At 45.8% G+C, this 16,996-nt stretch carries 18 protein-coding genes; 9 read left to right on the forward strand and 9 right to left on the reverse strand.

Annotated elements, in window-relative coordinates:
• Positions 1-334: 334 nt before the first annotated feature.
• The gene (locus tag AC5JL3_RS01750) at positions 335-829 is read left to right on the forward strand and encodes a hypothetical protein (protein WP_496072851.1); all 495 of its coding nucleotides are present in this window, start codon (positions 335-337) and stop codon (positions 827-829) included.
• A gap of 145 nt (positions 830-974) precedes the next feature.
• Here the strand turns inward: AC5JL3_RS01750 and AC5JL3_RS01755 are convergent, their stop codons facing one another.
• From AC5JL3_RS01755 to AC5JL3_RS01765, 3 genes are all read right to left on the reverse strand, one after another.
• On the reverse strand, positions 975-1,745 hold the full coding sequence (locus AC5JL3_RS01755) for a PspA/IM30 family protein (protein WP_192221855.1): 771 nt from the start codon (positions 1,743-1,745) through the stop codon (positions 975-977).
• 322 nt (positions 1,746-2,067) lie between these two features.
• Entirely contained in the window at positions 2,068-2,829 is a 762-nt protein-coding gene (locus AC5JL3_RS01760; protein ID WP_496072852.1) for a PspA/IM30 family protein, read from the reverse strand.
• A gap of 265 nt (positions 2,830-3,094) precedes the next feature.
• Complete coding sequence (locus AC5JL3_RS01765; protein WP_496072853.1) at positions 3,095-4,474, reverse strand: SPOR domain-containing protein; 1,380 nt, start codon at positions 4,472-4,474, stop codon at positions 3,095-3,097.
• Positions 4,475-4,745: 271 nt separating this feature from the next.
• Here AC5JL3_RS01765 and AC5JL3_RS01770 point away from each other — a divergent pair, with 271 nt between their 5' ends.
• Positions 4,746-5,021, forward strand: coding sequence for a DciA family protein (locus AC5JL3_RS01770; RefSeq protein ID WP_496072854.1), 276 nt, complete (start codon positions 4,746-4,748; stop codon positions 5,019-5,021).
• Here AC5JL3_RS01770 and AC5JL3_RS01775 read toward each other — a convergent pair.
• Positions 4,987-5,118 (reverse strand): hypothetical protein, encoded by a 132-nt coding sequence (locus tag AC5JL3_RS01775; protein WP_496072947.1) that lies wholly within the window; start codon positions 5,116-5,118, stop codon positions 4,987-4,989. The two genes, AC5JL3_RS01770 and AC5JL3_RS01775, sit on opposite strands and share 35 nt — an antisense overlap.
• Positions 5,119-5,433: 315 nt before the next feature.
• Here AC5JL3_RS01775 and AC5JL3_RS01780 point away from each other — a divergent pair, with 315 nt between their 5' ends.
• Positions 5,434-5,742 (forward strand): hypothetical protein, encoded by a 309-nt coding sequence (locus AC5JL3_RS01780; RefSeq protein WP_192221858.1) that lies wholly within the window; start codon positions 5,434-5,436, stop codon positions 5,740-5,742.
• Between the two features lie 160 nt (positions 5,743-5,902).
• Here AC5JL3_RS01780 and AC5JL3_RS01785 read toward each other — a convergent pair whose 3' ends face one another.
• Positions 5,903-6,037 carry a hypothetical protein gene (locus tag AC5JL3_RS01785; RefSeq protein ID WP_496072855.1) on the reverse strand — a complete coding sequence of 45 codons (135 nt, stop codon included), beginning with the start codon at positions 6,035-6,037 and terminating at the stop codon, positions 5,903-5,905.
• Positions 6,038-6,102: 65 nt separating this feature from the next.
• Between AC5JL3_RS01785 and AC5JL3_RS01790 the strand changes: the two genes are divergently transcribed.
• The 3 genes from AC5JL3_RS01790 to AC5JL3_RS01800 all read left to right on the forward strand — a co-directional run bounded on the left by AC5JL3_RS01790 (position 6,103) and on the right by AC5JL3_RS01800 (position 9,086).
• A complete protein-coding gene (locus AC5JL3_RS01790) occupies positions 6,103-8,034 on the forward strand; it encodes a metallophosphoesterase family protein (protein WP_496072856.1) in 1,932 nt (643 codons plus the stop codon).
• A 286-nt stretch (positions 8,035-8,320) separates the two neighbouring features.
• Entirely contained in the window at positions 8,321-8,947 is a 627-nt protein-coding gene (locus tag AC5JL3_RS01795) for a Uma2 family endonuclease (protein ID WP_496072857.1), read from the forward strand.
• The gene (locus AC5JL3_RS01800; RefSeq protein WP_496072858.1) at positions 8,916-9,086 is read left to right on the forward strand and encodes a hypothetical protein; all 171 of its coding nucleotides are present in this window, start codon (positions 8,916-8,918) and stop codon (positions 9,084-9,086) included. The genes AC5JL3_RS01795 and AC5JL3_RS01800 overlap by 32 nt, the downstream gene beginning before the upstream one ends.
• 18 nt (positions 9,087-9,104) lie before the next feature.
• Here the strand turns inward: AC5JL3_RS01800 and AC5JL3_RS01805 are convergent, their stop codons facing one another.
• Positions 9,105-9,371: a hypothetical protein gene (locus AC5JL3_RS01805; RefSeq protein ID WP_496072859.1), complete on the reverse strand. Its 267-nt coding sequence runs from the start codon at positions 9,369-9,371 to the stop codon at positions 9,105-9,107.
• Entirely contained in the window at positions 9,319-9,471 is a 153-nt protein-coding gene (locus AC5JL3_RS01810) for a DUF6972 family protein (protein WP_496072860.1), read from the reverse strand. Before AC5JL3_RS01810 ends, AC5JL3_RS01805 begins: the two co-directional genes overlap by 53 nt.
• Before the next feature lie 44 nt (positions 9,472-9,515).
• Between AC5JL3_RS01810 and AC5JL3_RS01815 the strand changes: the two genes are divergently transcribed.
• Positions 9,516-10,967, forward strand: a complete 1,452-nt coding sequence (locus AC5JL3_RS01815) for a bifunctional orotidine-5'-phosphate decarboxylase/orotate phosphoribosyltransferase (protein WP_496072861.1) — start codon at positions 9,516-9,518, stop codon at positions 10,965-10,967.
• Positions 10,968-11,183: 216 nt separating this feature from the next.
• Here the strand turns inward: AC5JL3_RS01815 and AC5JL3_RS01820 are convergent, their stop codons facing one another.
• A complete protein-coding gene (locus tag AC5JL3_RS01820; RefSeq protein WP_496072862.1) occupies positions 11,184-11,909 on the reverse strand; it encodes a hypothetical protein in 726 nt (241 codons plus the stop codon).
• A gap of 43 nt (positions 11,910-11,952) precedes the next feature.
• Here AC5JL3_RS01820 and AC5JL3_RS01825 point away from each other — a divergent pair, with 43 nt between their 5' ends.
• Together AC5JL3_RS01825 and thiM are read left to right on the forward strand one after the other, a co-directional pair.
• Positions 11,953-12,600, forward strand: coding sequence for a tetratricopeptide repeat protein (locus AC5JL3_RS01825; RefSeq protein WP_496072863.1), 648 nt, complete (start codon positions 11,953-11,955; stop codon positions 12,598-12,600).
• Positions 12,601-12,615: 15 nt separating this feature from the next.
• The gene (thiM, locus tag AC5JL3_RS01830) at positions 12,616-13,422 is read left to right on the forward strand and encodes a hydroxyethylthiazole kinase (protein ID WP_496072864.1); all 807 of its coding nucleotides are present in this window, start codon (positions 12,616-12,618) and stop codon (positions 13,420-13,422) included.
• 557 nt (positions 13,423-13,979) lie between these two features.
• On the opposite strand, the gene AC5JL3_RS01835 is transcribed toward thiM, so the two are convergent.
• Positions 13,980-16,940, reverse strand: coding sequence for a glycerol-3-phosphate acyltransferase (locus AC5JL3_RS01835; RefSeq protein WP_496072865.1), 2,961 nt, complete (start codon positions 16,938-16,940; stop codon positions 13,980-13,982).
• Positions 16,941-16,996: the final 56 nt, after the last annotated feature.

Consider the following 16,996-nt stretch of genomic DNA (forward strand, 5'->3'; position numbering starts at 1 on the left):
GGCTAATGATTAAAAGGCTTTCAGCCTCTTCTCAAGATCTCAAATGGGTTCTATATATCGGTTTGAAGAACGAACTTGTAGCAATTTGCACTTCATTCCTACTTCCCCACCTCCCTTGTTGGTTACTCCCTGAAGCGGAACAATTAAAGGGCTGTCATGTCATAAATTGGAAGTTAGCACTGTAAAGACGGCAACGGGGAGTGCTTCAGCAATTTGAGGCAGGAGTATGAGCTTTTCGTTAAAAAAAAATGAATGCAGAGAAAACGGGTTAAACAGGGAAAGGTCAACCCCACTTCTTCACTCAAGATGGAGCCAGCGTACTGTATTGCTCCTAATGTTGAGTATCCTGACAGTTTTCATCCCTCAGCTAGCATTGGCTCAAACGCCCTTAGCACCAAAGCCTGCTTCGGAACCTTTGGAATTAGAGTTACTAGAGCTGGATGCCCCACCTCCAGGACGTGATTTAATCACGGCAAATACTATCTCTGCAACTGAAGTCGCAATTCCCAGCCTTTGGTGGGCAAAGGAACAGTTCAATGTGGTTGGTGGCAAGCTCATTAACAACTGGATAGCGTACCAAGATGAGAAGAGGATAGATATGGTCGTTAACGCTCAACTCTGGACTCTTCTTGACTATTTAGGACGCTATCGCTTTGTTAATAATTTCGGCACGGTTGCTAGAGATTATGAGTACGATGTCAGAGTTTTCAACCAGCAGGGAGAACGTCTAGCAACCTATACCTGCAATTACACTCCAGAGCTTCCTGTTTGCGAACTTGAGGTAGTTGCGTCCTTTGGTCAGGATAGCTTGTCGGTTCCTCGTCAATAAGTTGAACTTTAGGTTTTTTTATTAAGCGATATGTCTAAACAATCAAATATTGTAATAAGCGGAAAGGGCGACCTTTCCGCTTAAGTCAGTGAAGTCTCAACAAGGTGTTTGATTGCAGGAAGCGTTATGACGAGATCGCTAACACCTAGATGTTGTCGATTTGCTTTCGGAGTGCTTCCAATTCCGCATCAACGGCTGAATCTGAGGAGGTGGTTGTTTTCTCTTCAGAGGCTGGCAAAGCTTGCTGTGAAACGGAACCGCCTGACAACTGCGCTTTCATCGCTGTCAACTCATCATCAACATCGCTACCGGATTCTAGTTGGGCAAATTGCTGTTCTAAGTCATTTCCCGTCAATTCATAGGCTGCCTGAGAACGAGCTTCCAATTCCATGACTTTTTCTTCCATCCGCTCAAAGGCACCCATTGCGGTACTGGTGCCTAAACGCCCAACAGCGTTTTGCAGTTGCTCGTTGGCTTTGGCAGCACTCGCCCGTGCCTTGAGCATATCTTTCTTGGTCTTGGCTTCGGAAATTTTGCTTTCAAGAGCAATTAGATTCCGCTTCAGGGTGTCCACCTGACCACTCTGCTGCTCCAACTGACCTTTGAGTGAACCCGCGGTTTCGGCATTCGCTTTCTTACGAGTCAGTGCTTCACGCGCCAGGTTTTCATCTCCTTTTTGGAGTGCTAGTTGAGCGCGTTGCTGCCAGTTGTTGGCTTCTGTTTGGTTTTTGTTGTATTGCTGCTCAGTGCGTTTTTGAGTAGCAATTGCCCTAGCAACCGCTTGACGCAGTTGAATCAGGTCTTCTTGCATATCAATAATCGCTTGCTCCAGAATCTTTTCTGGATCTTCAGCCTTACTAACCACATCGTTTAAATTGGCTCTGACGACTCTGCTAAGGCGATCAAATAATCCCATGACGCTTGTCTATCCTCTCGGAATGTATAAAGTAGGTGTAAAGCAGACTCGCTTTGCGTCAGTCTGCTGTGGTTGGGCTGAGGTTTAAGCAATGGATGTCCCGTCTCAAGTCTAAAGCGCTTCTTTGAATCATTTAAAACACTCATACCCAAGCTATCAAAACAGGACGCTGTTTAATCCAGTTTAAAAACTTCTAGATGAAAAGTGCCAGATACTAACCAATTTCTCAAAGTGTCAACGGCAAAGCACTAAGTGAGTTTGAGAAGATTCCCCCAACGGGAGATGCCATTATCTTTTCCTCCGGCTTCCCCTGCTTTCTTCATCAAGCCCCATCAGTTTCGGAACGCAGTTTTTCAAGTTCTCCATCAATTTCAGGATTTTTAACGGATGATGCCTGATTAGACGGTAATTTTGCGGGTTCTGTGCCTGCCTTCAGGTTGGCTTTCAGTGCGGCTAGCTCATTATCAACCTCACTGCCAGCTTCTAGAGCGGCATATCGTTTTTCGAGTTCATTGCTTCCCAATTCTTCTAGTGCTTCGGACTGAGCTTCGATCTGCATCACTTTTTCTTCCATCCGTTCAAAGGCACTTAAGGCATTACCCGTTCCCACATTGCCCAGCATTTCGTTGATTTTTTGGGACGCTTGAGCGGAGCGTGCTCTGGCAATATATAAGTCTTTTTTGGTTTTTGCCTCGGAGATTTTACCTTCTAACGCCCGCATATTTTCCTTCAGCTTGGTGACAACATCCGCTTCTTGCAATAGCTGCGATCGCATTGCTTTTGCTGTCTCTTGGTAGGATTTCCGTCGCGTTAGAGCTTCCCGTGCCAGGTTTTCATCGCTATTGGAGAGTGCTAGTTGAGCGCGGTTGTACCACTCCTGCGCTGTCGATTCAGCTTGAGAGGCTTGTCGTTCCGTGCGTTTTTGGGTCGCGATCGCCTGCGCCACAGCCTGCCGCAGCTGGATCAAATCCTGCTGCATATCTTCTACAGCTTGCTCCAGAACTTTCTCTGGATCTTCCGCTTGCCCAACTAGACTGTTGAGGTTGGCGCGAATCACTCGCATAATGCGATCGATCAATCCCATGGCAGCTCTCCATTCACGTTGCGGGTCGGGGGAATCTTTAACATCATGGTATCTCAGGGTCAAGACCCCGTTTAACTTTTGGATGAATTACTCAAGTTGATAGCTTCAAACCCCTGAATTTCCCATGGATGCTCTGCTATACGGGCTTGAGCTTGCCAAACCCCTGCGACCGAATCAGGCTGTCACTGATTAACGGCATAACTCCTATAGGACTTACGCAGCGAATCTACTTGTGGGGTGCGTTAAATAACGCACCCTACTACATCTAGGGACGATAAATCGAGGCAGAAATTCCTTGCTGCTGGAGTTGAGCAATCAGACTTTTTGCCTCGGCTTCAACCTTAAAGGCTCCCATCTGTACACGAGTACCTTGTGGGAAGTCCCGCGTATAGGCATCTGGAACAATTGTCCGGGCTTGCTGTAGCGCACTCTCACTACCATCGTTGAGCAACACGTAGTAGTAATTATCCTTAGATGGTGTGGCGTTAGCTGCTACTTGTACTTGAGAAGGAGACGCTTCTGGCTGCTGCGTTACAGACGGTGATGCAGGTGCCACAGAACTTTGTGTTCTTGCTTGTGGTACAGATGTGGGTGATGTTGGTACGGGTACAACGGATAGTGGCGGCGGCACAACTCCCGACTGTGCAGCAGGTGGTAGCAGTGTTGAAGATAAATCTGAAGAACGTCGAGGAGGCACTGGGCTAGGAACAGCGCTAGGAGCAACTGGTGTCGTCACAGGACTAGGCAAATCGGGAAGTGGGGGAATCGGGGCTGCTGAAGGTGTTGGTGGCGGACTAGCTTCTAATTGACTGAGGTTACTGATATTCACGTCAACGAATTCATCAGAAGCCAAATCAGGACCCTTCACAAGGGGTGTCTCTTTCGCTACTTCGCTGTTCGTTACTGTTGTCTGTGTTGGGCTTTGAGCTATGGTTGCTGTCTTTTTCTCGGCGGATTTATTGAAACCCAGAATACCGAGGGTAGAGGGATTTGTAATGATGTAGGCAACTGTAGCGCTTGAAAGCAGTAACAGCAACACTGAGCCAACCCCCAATGGAGTCAGCAACCTATCCGTAAAACGCTTTCTTGGCTGATGAATATCGGCTTCTTCTTCCCCCAGACTCCGCAGCAATTGTTCTGAGGATTCCAGATAATCTTCTGGCTGTGCTGGCTCAGCGGCAAAATTGGCTAAATCGCCTTCAATATCGGCTGGTTCCCTAGGAGGAGTAAGTTGCTCATTCGCGCTTCCCTCAGTTGTCAGGGATGAGGCATTTTGTGGCGTTGTCTGTTGTGAGTTGGCATTCTGTTGAGCTATTGGCTCGTCTTGTGTCTCCTTTGGAGGGGCAGCATCTGGTGTCTGATTACCTAATGTTAGGGGAAATGGCATCAATTGCGAGGGAGGAAGCCTCCTCGATGCTGGTAGCGGCGGAGTTTGCTCTCCTCCCTTATCAACCGGAATCAACTCAATGGGTTTACGGCTTTGGTTACGACCTAAACCACGAGTCGGTGTGATTGGACGCCCTGAGCGTTGACGTCGGTAACGTGCTAGTTCTTCTTCTAGCTGTACATCAAAACTGCCCAGAGCAGCTTGCAAGGTGGGATTGATTGAGGGGCGTGAGGATTCAACGGGGGTGTTTTGGCTCATGAGGAGGGCTTTAGGGTTAAGTTTTTGATTCAAATCCTGCAAAGGAGTTTCTCTTGCGTGACGCTCGCTGTCAGTTTTTTAATGGCTTTTGGGTTGTGATCCAATGAAGATAAGAAGAAAACTGGCTTTTTGCTATTGGTCTAGGATTTAGTGTAGATGCGCTGCCATCATATGAGATTGCTCCAAACGATAAGGCTCCTGGATGAGTATAAACAGGATTTAGGCTGAAATCTCTCAATAATATATTAGGTTCGGTCGAAAATCAGCCGCAGTGGCAAGAACCAAAACAACTTCAATACTTAATTCGCGGCTGGCTGAAATCGCGGGTAATGCAGTGGCGCAGCAGAGGCGATCGCACTCGTTCTCTAGAGATGTTCTTTCTGTTGTCACGTCTAGCTCGGCTTGGGCACAAAACCTGAAATTTAAGCGTCGTTCAATTTTGAAGAAGCTGAATGCTCGGCTATCCAGTCCACTTTGCCCCCAATACCAGTGCCCCATACCGCTTGGAGAACTCAGCGCTGGACGGTTTGTAGCCTTTGTGCAGTAAAGGTAAAGGATTGGTAAGGTTGCGCTCCTGACTGATTTGGCAAGATGAAAGCAAGTTTCTCTAAAAATTGTTCGTACTCCATTTTTTTACTAACCATTGGTTTTAACCCAATTACTTGCCAAAACTTTAGTAACTTGCTATACATATTTCCTTGTGTTTTAGCTTGATCCCCATAATGTTTACGGATAAAACAGCGTCTTTCTTCAGAGGCATAGTTAAAATTGTGTCTTTTCTTAAACAAAAATGTATCTGTGTATAACAGAAAAATAAAGAAAATCTAAAACTATTATTTACTTCGGGGATCACTCTAACCTAGACAGGCTCAATGTTTGCTAGCTCTAAACTCCTAAATCAGGAAGTAGGAGAATTGAATGTGAAGAGGAGATGAAGATAATTCCTGAGAATAACTCCAATGAAGACATTAAATTTTCCAACTTCTGCCTGCCGGTATTGCCGCCATTACGATGTCGAGGGACGACGTGGAGGGACGTGTCAGCAACTCGGTGTATCGGTTAGGGGAAACTGGAAAGCGTGTTCTTTAGCCTTACCCCTGTTTACACCATCTTGGGAAAGCATTGAAGAGATTTTACAGGATGAAAAGCTGATACTAAAAGAGGCGTTTTCTGTAAATTGCTCACTTGGTAGCACTGAGGTAGCAGTCTCTGACGAGCAAACTATTTCTGCTTCTGTAAAGCTGACGGCTGACGTAGTACTTGTATAAACTTCGCTTGAGAAGGGTGAATAGGCAGGCTATCACTCATTGATTACTGCCTTAATGGTTAAACGGTTGAGGGCGATTGATGAACAAGAGTTGAAATCTAAAGTAATCATTGTTTAGGGTTGTAAGTTAATTGAACCTTAATCTTTAAAAACAGAAAAATTTAATCCAACCATTTCACTAAATCTTCAATAATTCCTAATCGCACCTCTACTTCAAAGCAGGTGCGATTTTTAATAGTAGGGTTAGTAATGTTTCCTCGGAACACTAAAACAAGGAAGTGTATTCCAAAAGACATGACATCGTATCTCTGAATTGCTAGAGTGCGAACAACGATGTGCCTTTTTTTTTGGAAGACAAGAAATGGTCAAACGTCCAATCAGTCGTTCTCTCCTCATTGCGGCTGTATGTCTTGTCTTCATTGCCCTTGCCCCAATTGTTGTACTACTTACCAGGCAGCCAACTATGACATCTGCGCCCCAGTTGCTAACTGACCCATTTTTGCAGCTGCCAACAGAGACTTCAGTACGAGTGGTATGGTTTACGGAATTTGAGGGTTCCCGCCATAGTGTTGCCTATGGACAGGGACTCACCCGTAGTGAGATCGCAACAACAACCAAACTCAGCCGCACTCGCGAAGATCAGTTATCAAAAGTAGGGGAACAGACAGAAGATAGTCAGATTTACAAACAGCCAACGATGCGGGACATCTGGCGTCATGAGGCAGAAGTGACAGATTTAAGTCCTAGCGATCGCGTTCCCTATCAAGTAACGAGTGTGCAGGACAATGGACAAAGTGTAAGCAGTCGCCAATTTACCCTTGCGCCTACACCAACCTCACAGACACCACTGAAAATTTTACTGACCTCTGATCATCAACTGATGCCGATGACAACGGCAAATATTCAGAAAGTTGCTCAAACCATCGGGAAAGTCGATGCCATTTTCTTCGCAGGTGACTTGGTTAACGTTCCCGATCGCGCCTCGGAATGGTTTGATGACAATCGCGGTGGCGCTTTCTTTCCCACTCTTCAAGGTCGTGCGAACTACAAACTAGACAAGGATGGTGTCAAAGCCTCCTACACAGGCGGTGCGCTGATTCAATATGCCCCACTATTTACAGCAACTGGCAACCATGAGGTAATGGGGCGTTTGGACAAGGTTAGCAACTTAAACGAACAGTTTAACGACCCTTTCCCTCGTGCTATTGCCCAAGACATCTATCAAAAAAATGCCAAGGAATGGAATACCAGCAACAACCCAAACTTGCGCGAATTTTGGCTGAAAAACAATTCCTTTAATACCGACACCTACAACGAGATTTTCTCACTACCCCAAGATAATCCGAAGGGACAGAACTACTATGCCGTGACCTTCGGGGACATCCGCTTGGTTGTCCTGTACATCACTAATATCTGGAGAACACCCAGCTTAGATGCTGATGCTAGAGGCAGGTATCGCGAACGAGAAAAAGACTTAAACAATCCGCTGGAGTGGGGATATGGACAGCATATCTTTGAACCAGTGAGTCAGGGTAGTGCCCAATATAACTGGCTAGCCGAAGAACTCAACAGCGAAGCGTTCCAGCAAGCCAAGTACAAAATCGTGATGTTTCATCATCCCCCTCATTCTTTGGGTGACAACATTGTTCCAGCTTATACAGACCCCGTACAGATCATTGAGCGGAATCCAGACGGGACAGTCAAAGCAGTACGTTATGAGTACCCTAAGGAGGCGGATTACATTATTCGTGATGTGGTGCCACTGCTGGAGGCGTCGGGTGTGCAACTGGTATTCTATGGACACTCGCACGTCTGGAACCGCTTTATCAGTCCGAATGGGACACACTTCTTGGAGACATCGAATGTTGGTAATACCTATGGTGCTTTCACAGGTGACAAAAAGCGATCGCTACCAACTGGCAATCAGGCAGACTATGCAGCAATAGGTGACCCAAATGGTCTTCAACCCATAATGCCAACGCTTGCCCCACTTGTGGGAGAAGACAACCAGCCACTACCTTATATAGCGAGTAACGAAGTCTCAGCGTTTAGCATCTTAGACACAGGTACAGGTACAGTCAGCAGTTATCGCTTCAACACACTCGATCCACAATCAGAGGTTGTGAAATTTGATGAATTTAGAGTCGCTCAACCTATCAAATCAAGGAAAACATTTAGCAACACTGTAGCGCTTGTTGCAATTATCACACTGATTCTTCCAATTTTAATCATTGCCGCATGGCTAATTGGGATTGAGCCTAAAGCCTTGGCAGACTCGACGTTGCCGCGATGAAGATGCAGCAAAAGGCAGAAGGCAGAGGGTAGAAGGTAGAAGGTTCCCACCTTTTTCAACGTGGGCTTAAACTATGAAGTCTTGTGGCGTTGTGATAAAAACTTTTCTTGTACTAATTCTCTTTAAACTGGACTTTTGACCCATAACTAAACTTTTTCTTCCCTTTCGTCCCTTCTGCCATCTACCTCCTGCCATCTGCCTCCTGCCATCTGCCTCCTGCCCTCTGCCTTCGTCAAGCTGCAATATAGTTGTAGATCGCAGGAGTTTTCACGGGGAAGTAATCTTCATGTACGCTCTCATTTCACGCGACAAAATTCAGCTAGCACCAGGGATGGTTGTGCGGATGCTGGGTTCCTGGCAAGACTATCTTACTTTATGTGAAAGCCGGGGAGATTCATCTATTCCTCGGCTCAAGTACCGTTCTGGAGAAATCTTGCTGATGTCCCCTCTACCCAAACATGGACGTGATGCCCATTTGGTCGCTAATGTAGTTACTGCTCTACTCGATGCCTCCAACTGCAACTATGAAGCTTTCACTCCCATTACAATGGAGTTGCCAGAAGAAGGTGGTATAGAACCAGATTACTGCTTCTACATCGACAACTGGCAAGCGGTAGTTGGGCGCGATCGCTTAGAGTGGGGTACCGATCCGTCTCCTGATCTCGTGATTGAAATTGATGTCACTACCTACACCGATGCTAACGATTATGCCCTGTATCAAGTGCCAGAGGTCTGGTTGCTAAAACGAAACCAACTTGCCATCTACGGTTTACAGGACAGCAAATACCAACTACAAGCTACTAGTCGCTACTTTCCTGACGTTGATTTGCAGGCGATTGTAGCTCAATGCTTAGAAGCTGCAAAGGAGCGTGGCACTGGAGTTGCCATTCGAGAGTTGCGCCAACGCCTGTAAGCGCGATGTCAGGAAGACGTTTAGCAATACTGTTGCACTTGTTGCGATTGTCACACTGATTCTGCTGATTTTAATCAATACGGATTGGCTCATCGGTATTGAGCCGAAAAGCATGGCAGACTCGACGTTGCCGCGATGAAGATTGACTTAGGGTTGCCTACAACTCTGACGCTGAGAGCCGCCCTTCAACTGGCTCATATTCATCCTCTAACAACCATGTTTGAGCTTCATCATAAGTTGCACTACTGAACACGACTTTATAATCCTCAGCCGGATCATGTACAAGGCACCTCCCGGATGGATCACCTACTAATAACAAGATGTAGGGAGGAGAAAGCATCGGGTCAATCCAGACTTCAACAAAATTCCAGTCACTCTTGGCTGGGTCGAGTGCGCGGGATGGCGTGGTATCGATTTTCTGCATCAATTTTCACCTCTCCACAGAATAACGGAGTGCTTGAACCATCTTCAGGGGTTGAAAACAAAAACGGTATTCTTAACCTAACTACCAACGCTTTCCTCACCCCCCTACTAAACGATAGGATGAGTTATCCTGCCGTGAAGACAGATGAACTTTTCTGAGAAACTGAATTTAGCGATCGCCCAAAATCAGAGCTTGCTGTTTGTGGGACTCGATCCAAATCCAGAAATGATGCCGAAGCGATACTGTGAATCAGGCAGTAAAATCAGCATCATTGATAGCTTGTGGGACTGGCTGCAATTCCAAATCGCTCAAACCGCTGATTTAGTCTGCGCTTATAAACCGACTCTCGGTTTTTATCAAGCGTTGGGTTCCGCAGGACTAGAACTACTGCACAAGACTCTAGAGGCTATCCCTTCCCATATCCCAATTATTTTGGATGCAAAGCATGGTGACCTCAACACTAGCACTGTCTTTGCTCGAACTGTTTTTGAAGACTGGCAAGTCGATGCCATTACCCTAAGTCCTTATGCTGGACAAGACCATGTTGCATCCTTTTTAGTTCACCCGAATAAAGCTGTATTTGTCCTGTGCTGTACTTCTAATCAGGCAGCGATCGCATTACAGCAGTATCCCACAATTGACTCTCCGTTTTACTTACAAGTGGTGAAGGAAGCTAAAACCTGGGGAACTCCCGAACAATTAGGGCTAGAAGTGGGAACCACTAATGTAGAGGTTTTAGCACGGATTCGTGCCGAGGCTCCCGAACGAGTTATCCTAGCACGTAGCATTTGGGCAGAAGGCGGCAGCGACCTCAATCAAATCCTGACAGCAGGTTTAAATACAGATGGCGATGGTCTGCTTATCCCAGTTCCCATAGATATGTTAGTTGGCGAACATCCAGCCGAACAAATTGACTCGCTACGTCAATCCGTCAACCAAACTAGAAACCAGATTATTCGAGAAGGGTCTACCTGTGATTTATGGATGCCTGATGTTTGTTTGCTCAATCAGCATCCTTATCAAGATTTGATTTTGCAACTCTATGATATCGGTTGCATTTTGTTTGGGGAATACGTCCAAGCCTCAGGGGCGACATTTCCCTACTACGTTGACCTGCGTAAAATCATCTCTAACCCACAAATCTTCCATCAAATCTTAAGCGCCTACGCGGATATTCTCAAAACTCTCAACTTTGACCGCATCGCTGGTATTCCCTATGGTTCATTGCCAACGGCAACTGGTTTAGCTTTGCGCCTCAATCACCCAATGATTTTTCCCCGCAAGGAGGTCAAGGCACACGGGACTCGCCGCGTGATTGAAGGCAACTTCCATCCTGGGGAAACAGTAGTGGTGGTTGATGACATTCTTATTAGTGGCAAAAGTGTAATGGAAGGCGCAGACAAGCTTAAATCGGCTGGATTAAAGGTCAAGGATATTGTGGTGTTTATGGATCATGAACAAGGAGTCAAGGATAGGTTGAAAGCCAATGGCTATCAGGCGCATTCAGTATTAACCATTTCTGAAATTACCGAAACGTTGTATCAAGCGGGTCGGATTAATGAGGAGCAATTTAATGTGTTGGCGGAAAGCCATTAAGCGATCGCATTTTTGAACTATTGCTCCTTTAAGATGAATGGCACTGACTTAAGCGAAAAATTGTCGTTTGTAGAAAAACCCTGCTTGGGGGGCTTCCCCCAAACCCCCTCCTCACTCTCATCTCCGGTGGGGGACGGAGTGCCTCCCCAAAACTCCCTGCACAAAGGGCAATCGGTGTGATGATTTTTCTTAAGTCAGTCCTATTTTCTTTAAGATTCAGTGACATAAAGTTCCTAATGGTAAAACAGCAACAACTTCTCTATCTTCCATATACCACTGGCTTTCGTGAATGTATTTAACGTCACTGACTTCAATTTCTCCATAAACCTCATTTTCTGAAGTCCGAACGAAATCTTTAAGTTCAGTAAAACACTGATAGCCAACTGGATCGAGAATGCGTCCTAAAGAAATATGCCCAAGATTCGATTGCTGCAACGATGCCCAAGGGAGTGTCTTGCGAAGGCGATCGCGCAATTCATCAAATTCTCCATAACCTTTGACGATGATTGTCCCATCGGTTGTGATCAAGAATCCTCGATAGGAGATTCTACAACAAGGTTGATTACTCAACATTTCTCTCAAAACATCTGGAGTTTTTCGTAGACAATCCTCTGTAACGTCTTCATCCGGTCGTTTGACAATGAAAAGTTCCCAATGATAATTTTGGGGAAGAACCTTGTAAAATCGGGTATTCGCTGGAAATCTTTCAGTTATCTGCTGAGCAATAGTTTGAAAACTTTGGGTTAACTGATTTGGTAGAGGTAGCCCAACAACAAGAGTCCAGACTTCAAATCTTCTCGGAATAACTTGTTTTGTTTCTAAATGGAAAAGATTACGAGAACGAGTTAGTGAATCAACAGAAAAATCTGAAAGTTCTTCAAGCTTGTTTTGAATTTGTTGATAGCGTCCCTCTAATTCCATATAAACTAGCAGTTTAGGCAAATGTGCATATTACTTGTCTATCCTACTTGGAACTATTGAGTTCATGGCTTTTTCAATTTCCCTCGAACAGGAACTCGCACGGTGGAACGAGGTCATCCGAAATTACCCGAATGACCCTAAAGCTTACATTCGACGAGGCATGGTCAACTTCAAACTCGCTAATGTTTCAGAATCCATTCAAGATTTTGACCAAGCAGAGAAGCTTGACCCAACTGTCTCACCTTATCTGTGGCAGCGCGGACTATCGTACTACTATGCCGAAAGATTTGAGGAAGGCGCAGCACAGTTTGAGTTGGATTTAAATGTGAATGCTCAAGATGTGGAGGAAACCATCTGGCGGTATCTCTGTATCGCTCAACTTAAGGGTACGGTAGAGGCGCGACAAGTCTTGTTAGCCGTGAAGAATGACCCACGACCGATTATGAATAGCGTGTATGACCTGTATGCGGGAAATTGTACTCCAGAGGATGTCCTTGCTACGGGCAAGAAATATGGCAGACATGGCAGGTTTTACAGCCATCTCTACATTGGTTTGTACTATGAAGCAGCAAAAGATTTAGAGCAATCTCCTGAAAGCAGCAGCACTTTGCGATCGCGTTTTTACATCCTTAAAGCTGCTAATGAATACAAGCTTGATGATTATATGTGGTATCTAGCTTGCGTACACAAAAACTTACGAGGCTGGCACTAAAAACTATTACTACCCATGAACATTAACCCAGATACCATTTGGGATGACCTCCAAGCAATTCGACAAACTAATCCTCTCATCCATAACATCACCAACTATGTTGTGATGAATAATACTGCAAATGCTCTTTTAGCATTAGGAGCTTCACCCATCATGGCACACGCTATAGAAGAGGTAGAAGATTTAGTGAGGATTTCCAGCGCATTGGTCATCAATATAGGTACGTTGAGTGAAGCCTGGATAAAAGCGATGCAAAAGGCAATGCTTTTTGCTCAAAAACTTAACAAACCAATTGTTTTTGACCCTGTTGGTGTTGGCGCTACTACTTATCGAACAGCAACAACTCAGAAACTTTTTGAACTAGTTCCACCAATTGTGATTCGAGGTAATGCTTCTGAAGTTTCTGCAATTTTGGGAACAGAAGCTGTCTCTAAAGGTGTCGATAGTACCCAAGAATCGGAAGCGGCTGTAGCGGCAGCAAAGAGACTCTCTCAATCTTATAAATGTACGGTAGTAATTAGTGGAGCCAAAGATTATATTATCAAGGCTAACCAAGTCATAAAGCTAGAAAATGGTCATCCCCTGATGGCAAAAGTGACCGGTATGGGTTGTACCTCAACAGCGATAATCGGAGCGTTTCTAGCCGTCAATTCAGATAGCTTAATCGCAGCAGCTCATGCTATGGCAGTGATGGGAATTGCTGGTGAGCTGGCGGCAGAAAAAGCGGCTGGTCCTGGTAGCTTACAGATGCACTTTTTAGATGTACTCTACAGTTTGAAAAAATCTGATATTGAAGACAGATTACAGCTAAGCACAAATTGAAGCGTTACCTTTGAGAATACCAGTGAATCAACTACCCCTAAAAACTCAGTGAACTCGGTAAAGGTACCGAGTTCACGCTTAGACTTATTCAACAAAAAATCCAACTAAGGTTTACAGATGCTCACAGCTTCAACTAATCAGACTTGTGTATTCCTCCATTCCTAGTTTTCAAGGGTGGTTTGGCTCTCTGTTTTAACAGTTTTGCTAGCCTCATTGCTGAGTTCAAGCTTTGGGAAATTTTCACCAATCTGTTAAAACACGCGCCGTCCGCTTCTAATCTCTACTACCAAGTTAAAGTAAGCTGTAAGAGGCTCAGGGTGGGAGGCACAGCCCTGAATACCGATTTCTTTATGTGCCTATCTTTAAGTTAGCAGGACTTTTGAAAGAAGGCGAGAGTTGTTTAAAGAAGTTTATTTAACTTAAGCTATCCTTACAGATTGATTGAAGAGGAAGAAGATCGATCGCTTTTCTACAAATCGTTGGCTATCGTTGGCTTAAGAGCGTTCCCTCTGCTGCACCTAGAATCAGTGCTGTAGTAAACAACCCGAAATCTTGAGTTACAAGATTTCGACAATACCTCGCTGACCATCAATCCGCACTCGCTGACCATCTTGTAGAAGTTGGGTAGCGTTCTGGATATCCATCACGGCTGGAATGCCATATTCACGCGCCACAATTGCACCATGAGAAAGACGTCCACCAACTTCAGCGATTAAACCGCCAGCACGCGCTAGTAGTGGTGCCCAACCAGAATCTGTGTAAGGCACGACAAGAATAGTTTGTCGGTCAATGTGGGTAACAGATTGCAAGTTAGTCAGAACCTTAACTAAGCCCTCTACTTGCCCAGCACTGGCACCAATTCCTTGCAGTTGTTGAGCTGAGTGGGATGAGGCGGAGACGGTAAGGGGAGAGGGAGGCTCATTGCCATAAAACAGAGAAGGTACACTGGCGAGTTTGCGGTGCTGTTCAAGTTGCGATCGCCTTTTTTCCACGATTTGAGGCAGTTGTTCTCGCAGTTCCTGGTCTGCATCAGCAATAAGACGACGAATTTCTGAGAACTCCAAGAAAAAAATATCTCCAGCTTCGGATAATAAACCTGATTGTCGCCAGGTTGTTTCTAAAGCGACAAAGCTGTAGCGTAGGTGTGCCAACAACTGCGAATAAATCTCTGTGACTCGACCTTTAAGGTTTAGTCGTGCCTGTACTAACTGTGCTTTCCAACTCTGGTCAGTTGGTTGTGCTGACGGAGGTGGTGGATAAGAAAGAAGCTGAGTGAATAATTGCCGAACAGGTCGGGGGTCTTCTTTCCAGGTGGGAACAGCAATATCGGTTGCGACTTCGCTGAGGTAACCATAGTGGTCAAGAAACTGGTCAAACTGCTCCAAAATGCTTTGACCATCTGGGATTTCTGCCAGAGTAGCAAAGAGAGCTGCCCCACTTTCATAAACATCGGGTGAATGGCGTAGTAAGTGGCGAGTATCATCTGCCAGTTGCGTAAGCGATCGCAAACTGGCAACCTCCGGTGTCTGGCTATTATCCAATTCCGTATCCTGAACCCGCAATATTGCTTGCCGAAGTGAAAGACTTAGAGGAGCAAGAATACTGTAGTAGGTTGCTCGCTTCAACTGCTCCAAAATTCCGTCTACTCGTTCTAGGATTGCGGTTGGAGACAAGATAGATACAGATTGAGTTGTCAGTTGGCTGAGGATAGGAGCAAATTGCTTTTGGTAATCCGACTCAAAATCTGTTTCTAAACTCCATTCTCGACCCAACAGCCGCAATAACCCCGGCAGATTTTGCAGAGTAGAACGGGTCGGTGGCTTAGAAAACTTTGCTCCCCTGGTCAAAAATTCCAGGCTTTCCGGTGGCAAACCCATGCGCCGAAAAATCTGCCCTAGTAGTGTGGCATTGAAGTAGGCACGGGAATAGTGCAGTGTCGCTGTTTCATTAAAATCCAATCCGTGCGCTCTTGTCCCTAAAACAACGGTAAAAATCTCTCCCCACACGCCACAAGTAAGGGGACGATTAATCGACCAAGTGAGGGGTCGAATCAAACCAGGAATGACCTCCGCCGCAATCTTGCGTGTCCAAATCGGTTGTAGGGTAGTTATCGGTCGTGCTTGCAGTAACCACAACTGCTGACCGTCATAACTCCATTCAATATCTTGAGGAATGCCGTGGTAGCGGTCTTCCAACTGACGTGCTAGAACAGCTACTTCCTGAATTAATGCCGGGGGTAAATCACCACTTCCTTCAATTTGGGCACTGGGTACGGGTGAGTCGGGGCTAGTGGAGGAATCTCCATTGCCCTGGAGTTTTGATTCCTGAAGATACACTCGGTAATGGTCTGGTGTGACTCGACCGGATACCACCCTTGTTGCGTCTCCTGGTAACCCCTCAATTACTACTGCATCACCTTGTTGGGAGATTGGGTCACGGCTGAAGGCAACACCCGAAAAAACGCCTTGGACTTGTTTTTGAATCAGCACTGCCATTGAGTCTTCTGGCGATTTGCTTTGGACTCGCTTAGCTTTAGAGGGATTCCGCAGGAGCAAGTCACGCCGATACTGAACGGCGGTAGGGTCATGGTAGGAAGCCAAGACTTGAGTAATTGCTTCTTGCAATGCAGGTCTACTGGTAACATTCAAAATGCTTCGATATTGTCCTGCTGCTGATGCTTCCTCGGAGTCTTCCCCAATTGCGGAAGAACGCACGACTAAAGGTTCAAAGTCAGATACGGGGAGGTATTTGATCAATGGGTCTGGGTCATCTCCGGGTGGTAGTACCCATCCAGTCGCGACTGAGTAACCCCACCCCTTGAGTTGAGATAGAGTAGCTGCTTTTTGTCCAACTTTGCTGGAATCTAGCTTAGAGTCAAGAGAAATAATGGTTCGATCGCCTCGAAAAAAACGAAACACTTTTTGAGATTCTGCCTTTCCTTCCTTTGATGGAAGGTCTAAATCATCGGGAATTTTTTGATAAATCCAAGCCAGTACTCCACCCAATGTGATCGCGGCAACAATTCGGGCAGGGTCTTGGGGGTGTAAGAGTGCCAAGATTAAGGGTAATAAAATAAGGACACCGAAACGTCCGCTAGTGCGATCGCGGAAAATAGTAAAGCCAACTCCACCAATTAAAAATACAAACAATGCTGCAACCCAGTCATGAGCTATGATGCCCCAGACAACATTAGTTGTACCTGCTCCTTTGCCGAGTTGGTAACGACCCATGACTAAAGCAATTAGAGCAATCAACTCCCATGTGGGTTCAGTGGGAAAGAAGTAACGCGCTAGTAAAACGGCGGCAATTCCTTTAGCTGCCTCCGATAACACAGCCAATATGCCAACCCAGCGCCCACCATGGTAAAAGGCGGCTGAGACTGAAACATTGCCAGTACCAACTTTTGCTAGCCGTCGCCGGGTTAGAGCATAAGTAATCCAGGAAATCAGGGGGAGTCCACCGAGAAGCGGACAGACGGTAAAGATGAGCAGAGACCCCCAAACCTGTGTTAGCGTCATGGACTCCTCGAATTGCTTTATTTTTCTTTAATCGTACAACTGGCAAGTTAGGGAGG

This window comes from Symplocastrum torsivum, from assembly GCF_059505465.1.

What these genes read in the sequence shown, in the direction of transcription:
- AC5JL3_RS01750 (WP_496072851.1), top strand. Translation starts at nt 335, where the DNA reads ATGTTGAGTATCCTGACAGTTTTCATCCCTCAGCTAGCATTGGCTCAA.
- AC5JL3_RS01755 (WP_192221855.1), bottom strand. Translation starts at nt 1,745, where the DNA reads ATGGGATTATTTGATCGCCTTAGCAGAGTCGTCAGAGCCAATTTAAAC.
- AC5JL3_RS01760 (WP_496072852.1), bottom strand. Translation starts at nt 2,829, where the DNA reads ATGGGATTGATCGATCGCATTATGCGAGTGATTCGCGCCAACCTCAAC.
- AC5JL3_RS01765 (WP_496072853.1), bottom strand. Translation starts at nt 4,474, where the DNA reads ATGAGCCAAAACACCCCCGTTGAATCCTCACGCCCCTCAATCAATCCC.
- AC5JL3_RS01775 (WP_496072947.1), bottom strand. Translation starts at nt 5,118, where the DNA reads ATGGTTAGTAAAAAAATGGAGTACGAACAATTTTTAGAGAAACTTGCT.
- AC5JL3_RS01780 (WP_192221858.1), top strand. Translation starts at nt 5,434, where the DNA reads ATGAAGACATTAAATTTTCCAACTTCTGCCTGCCGGTATTGCCGCCAT.
- AC5JL3_RS01785 (WP_496072855.1), bottom strand. Translation starts at nt 6,037, where the DNA reads ATGTCTTTTGGAATACACTTCCTTGTTTTAGTGTTCCGAGGAAACATT.
- AC5JL3_RS01790 (WP_496072856.1), top strand. Translation starts at nt 6,103, where the DNA reads ATGGTCAAACGTCCAATCAGTCGTTCTCTCCTCATTGCGGCTGTATGT.
- AC5JL3_RS01795 (WP_496072857.1), top strand. Translation starts at nt 8,321, where the DNA reads ATGTACGCTCTCATTTCACGCGACAAAATTCAGCTAGCACCAGGGATG.
- AC5JL3_RS01805 (WP_496072859.1), bottom strand. Translation starts at nt 9,371, where the DNA reads ATGCAGAAAATCGATACCACGCCATCCCGCGCACTCGACCCAGCCAAG.
- AC5JL3_RS01815 (WP_496072861.1), top strand. Translation starts at nt 9,516, where the DNA reads ATGAACTTTTCTGAGAAACTGAATTTAGCGATCGCCCAAAATCAGAGC.
- AC5JL3_RS01825 (WP_496072863.1), top strand. Translation starts at nt 11,953, where the DNA reads ATGGCTTTTTCAATTTCCCTCGAACAGGAACTCGCACGGTGGAACGAG.
- thiM (WP_496072864.1), top strand. Translation starts at nt 12,616, where the DNA reads ATGAACATTAACCCAGATACCATTTGGGATGACCTCCAAGCAATTCGA.
- AC5JL3_RS01835 (WP_496072865.1), bottom strand. Translation starts at nt 16,940, where the DNA reads ATGACGCTAACACAGGTTTGGGGGTCTCTGCTCATCTTTACCGTCTGT.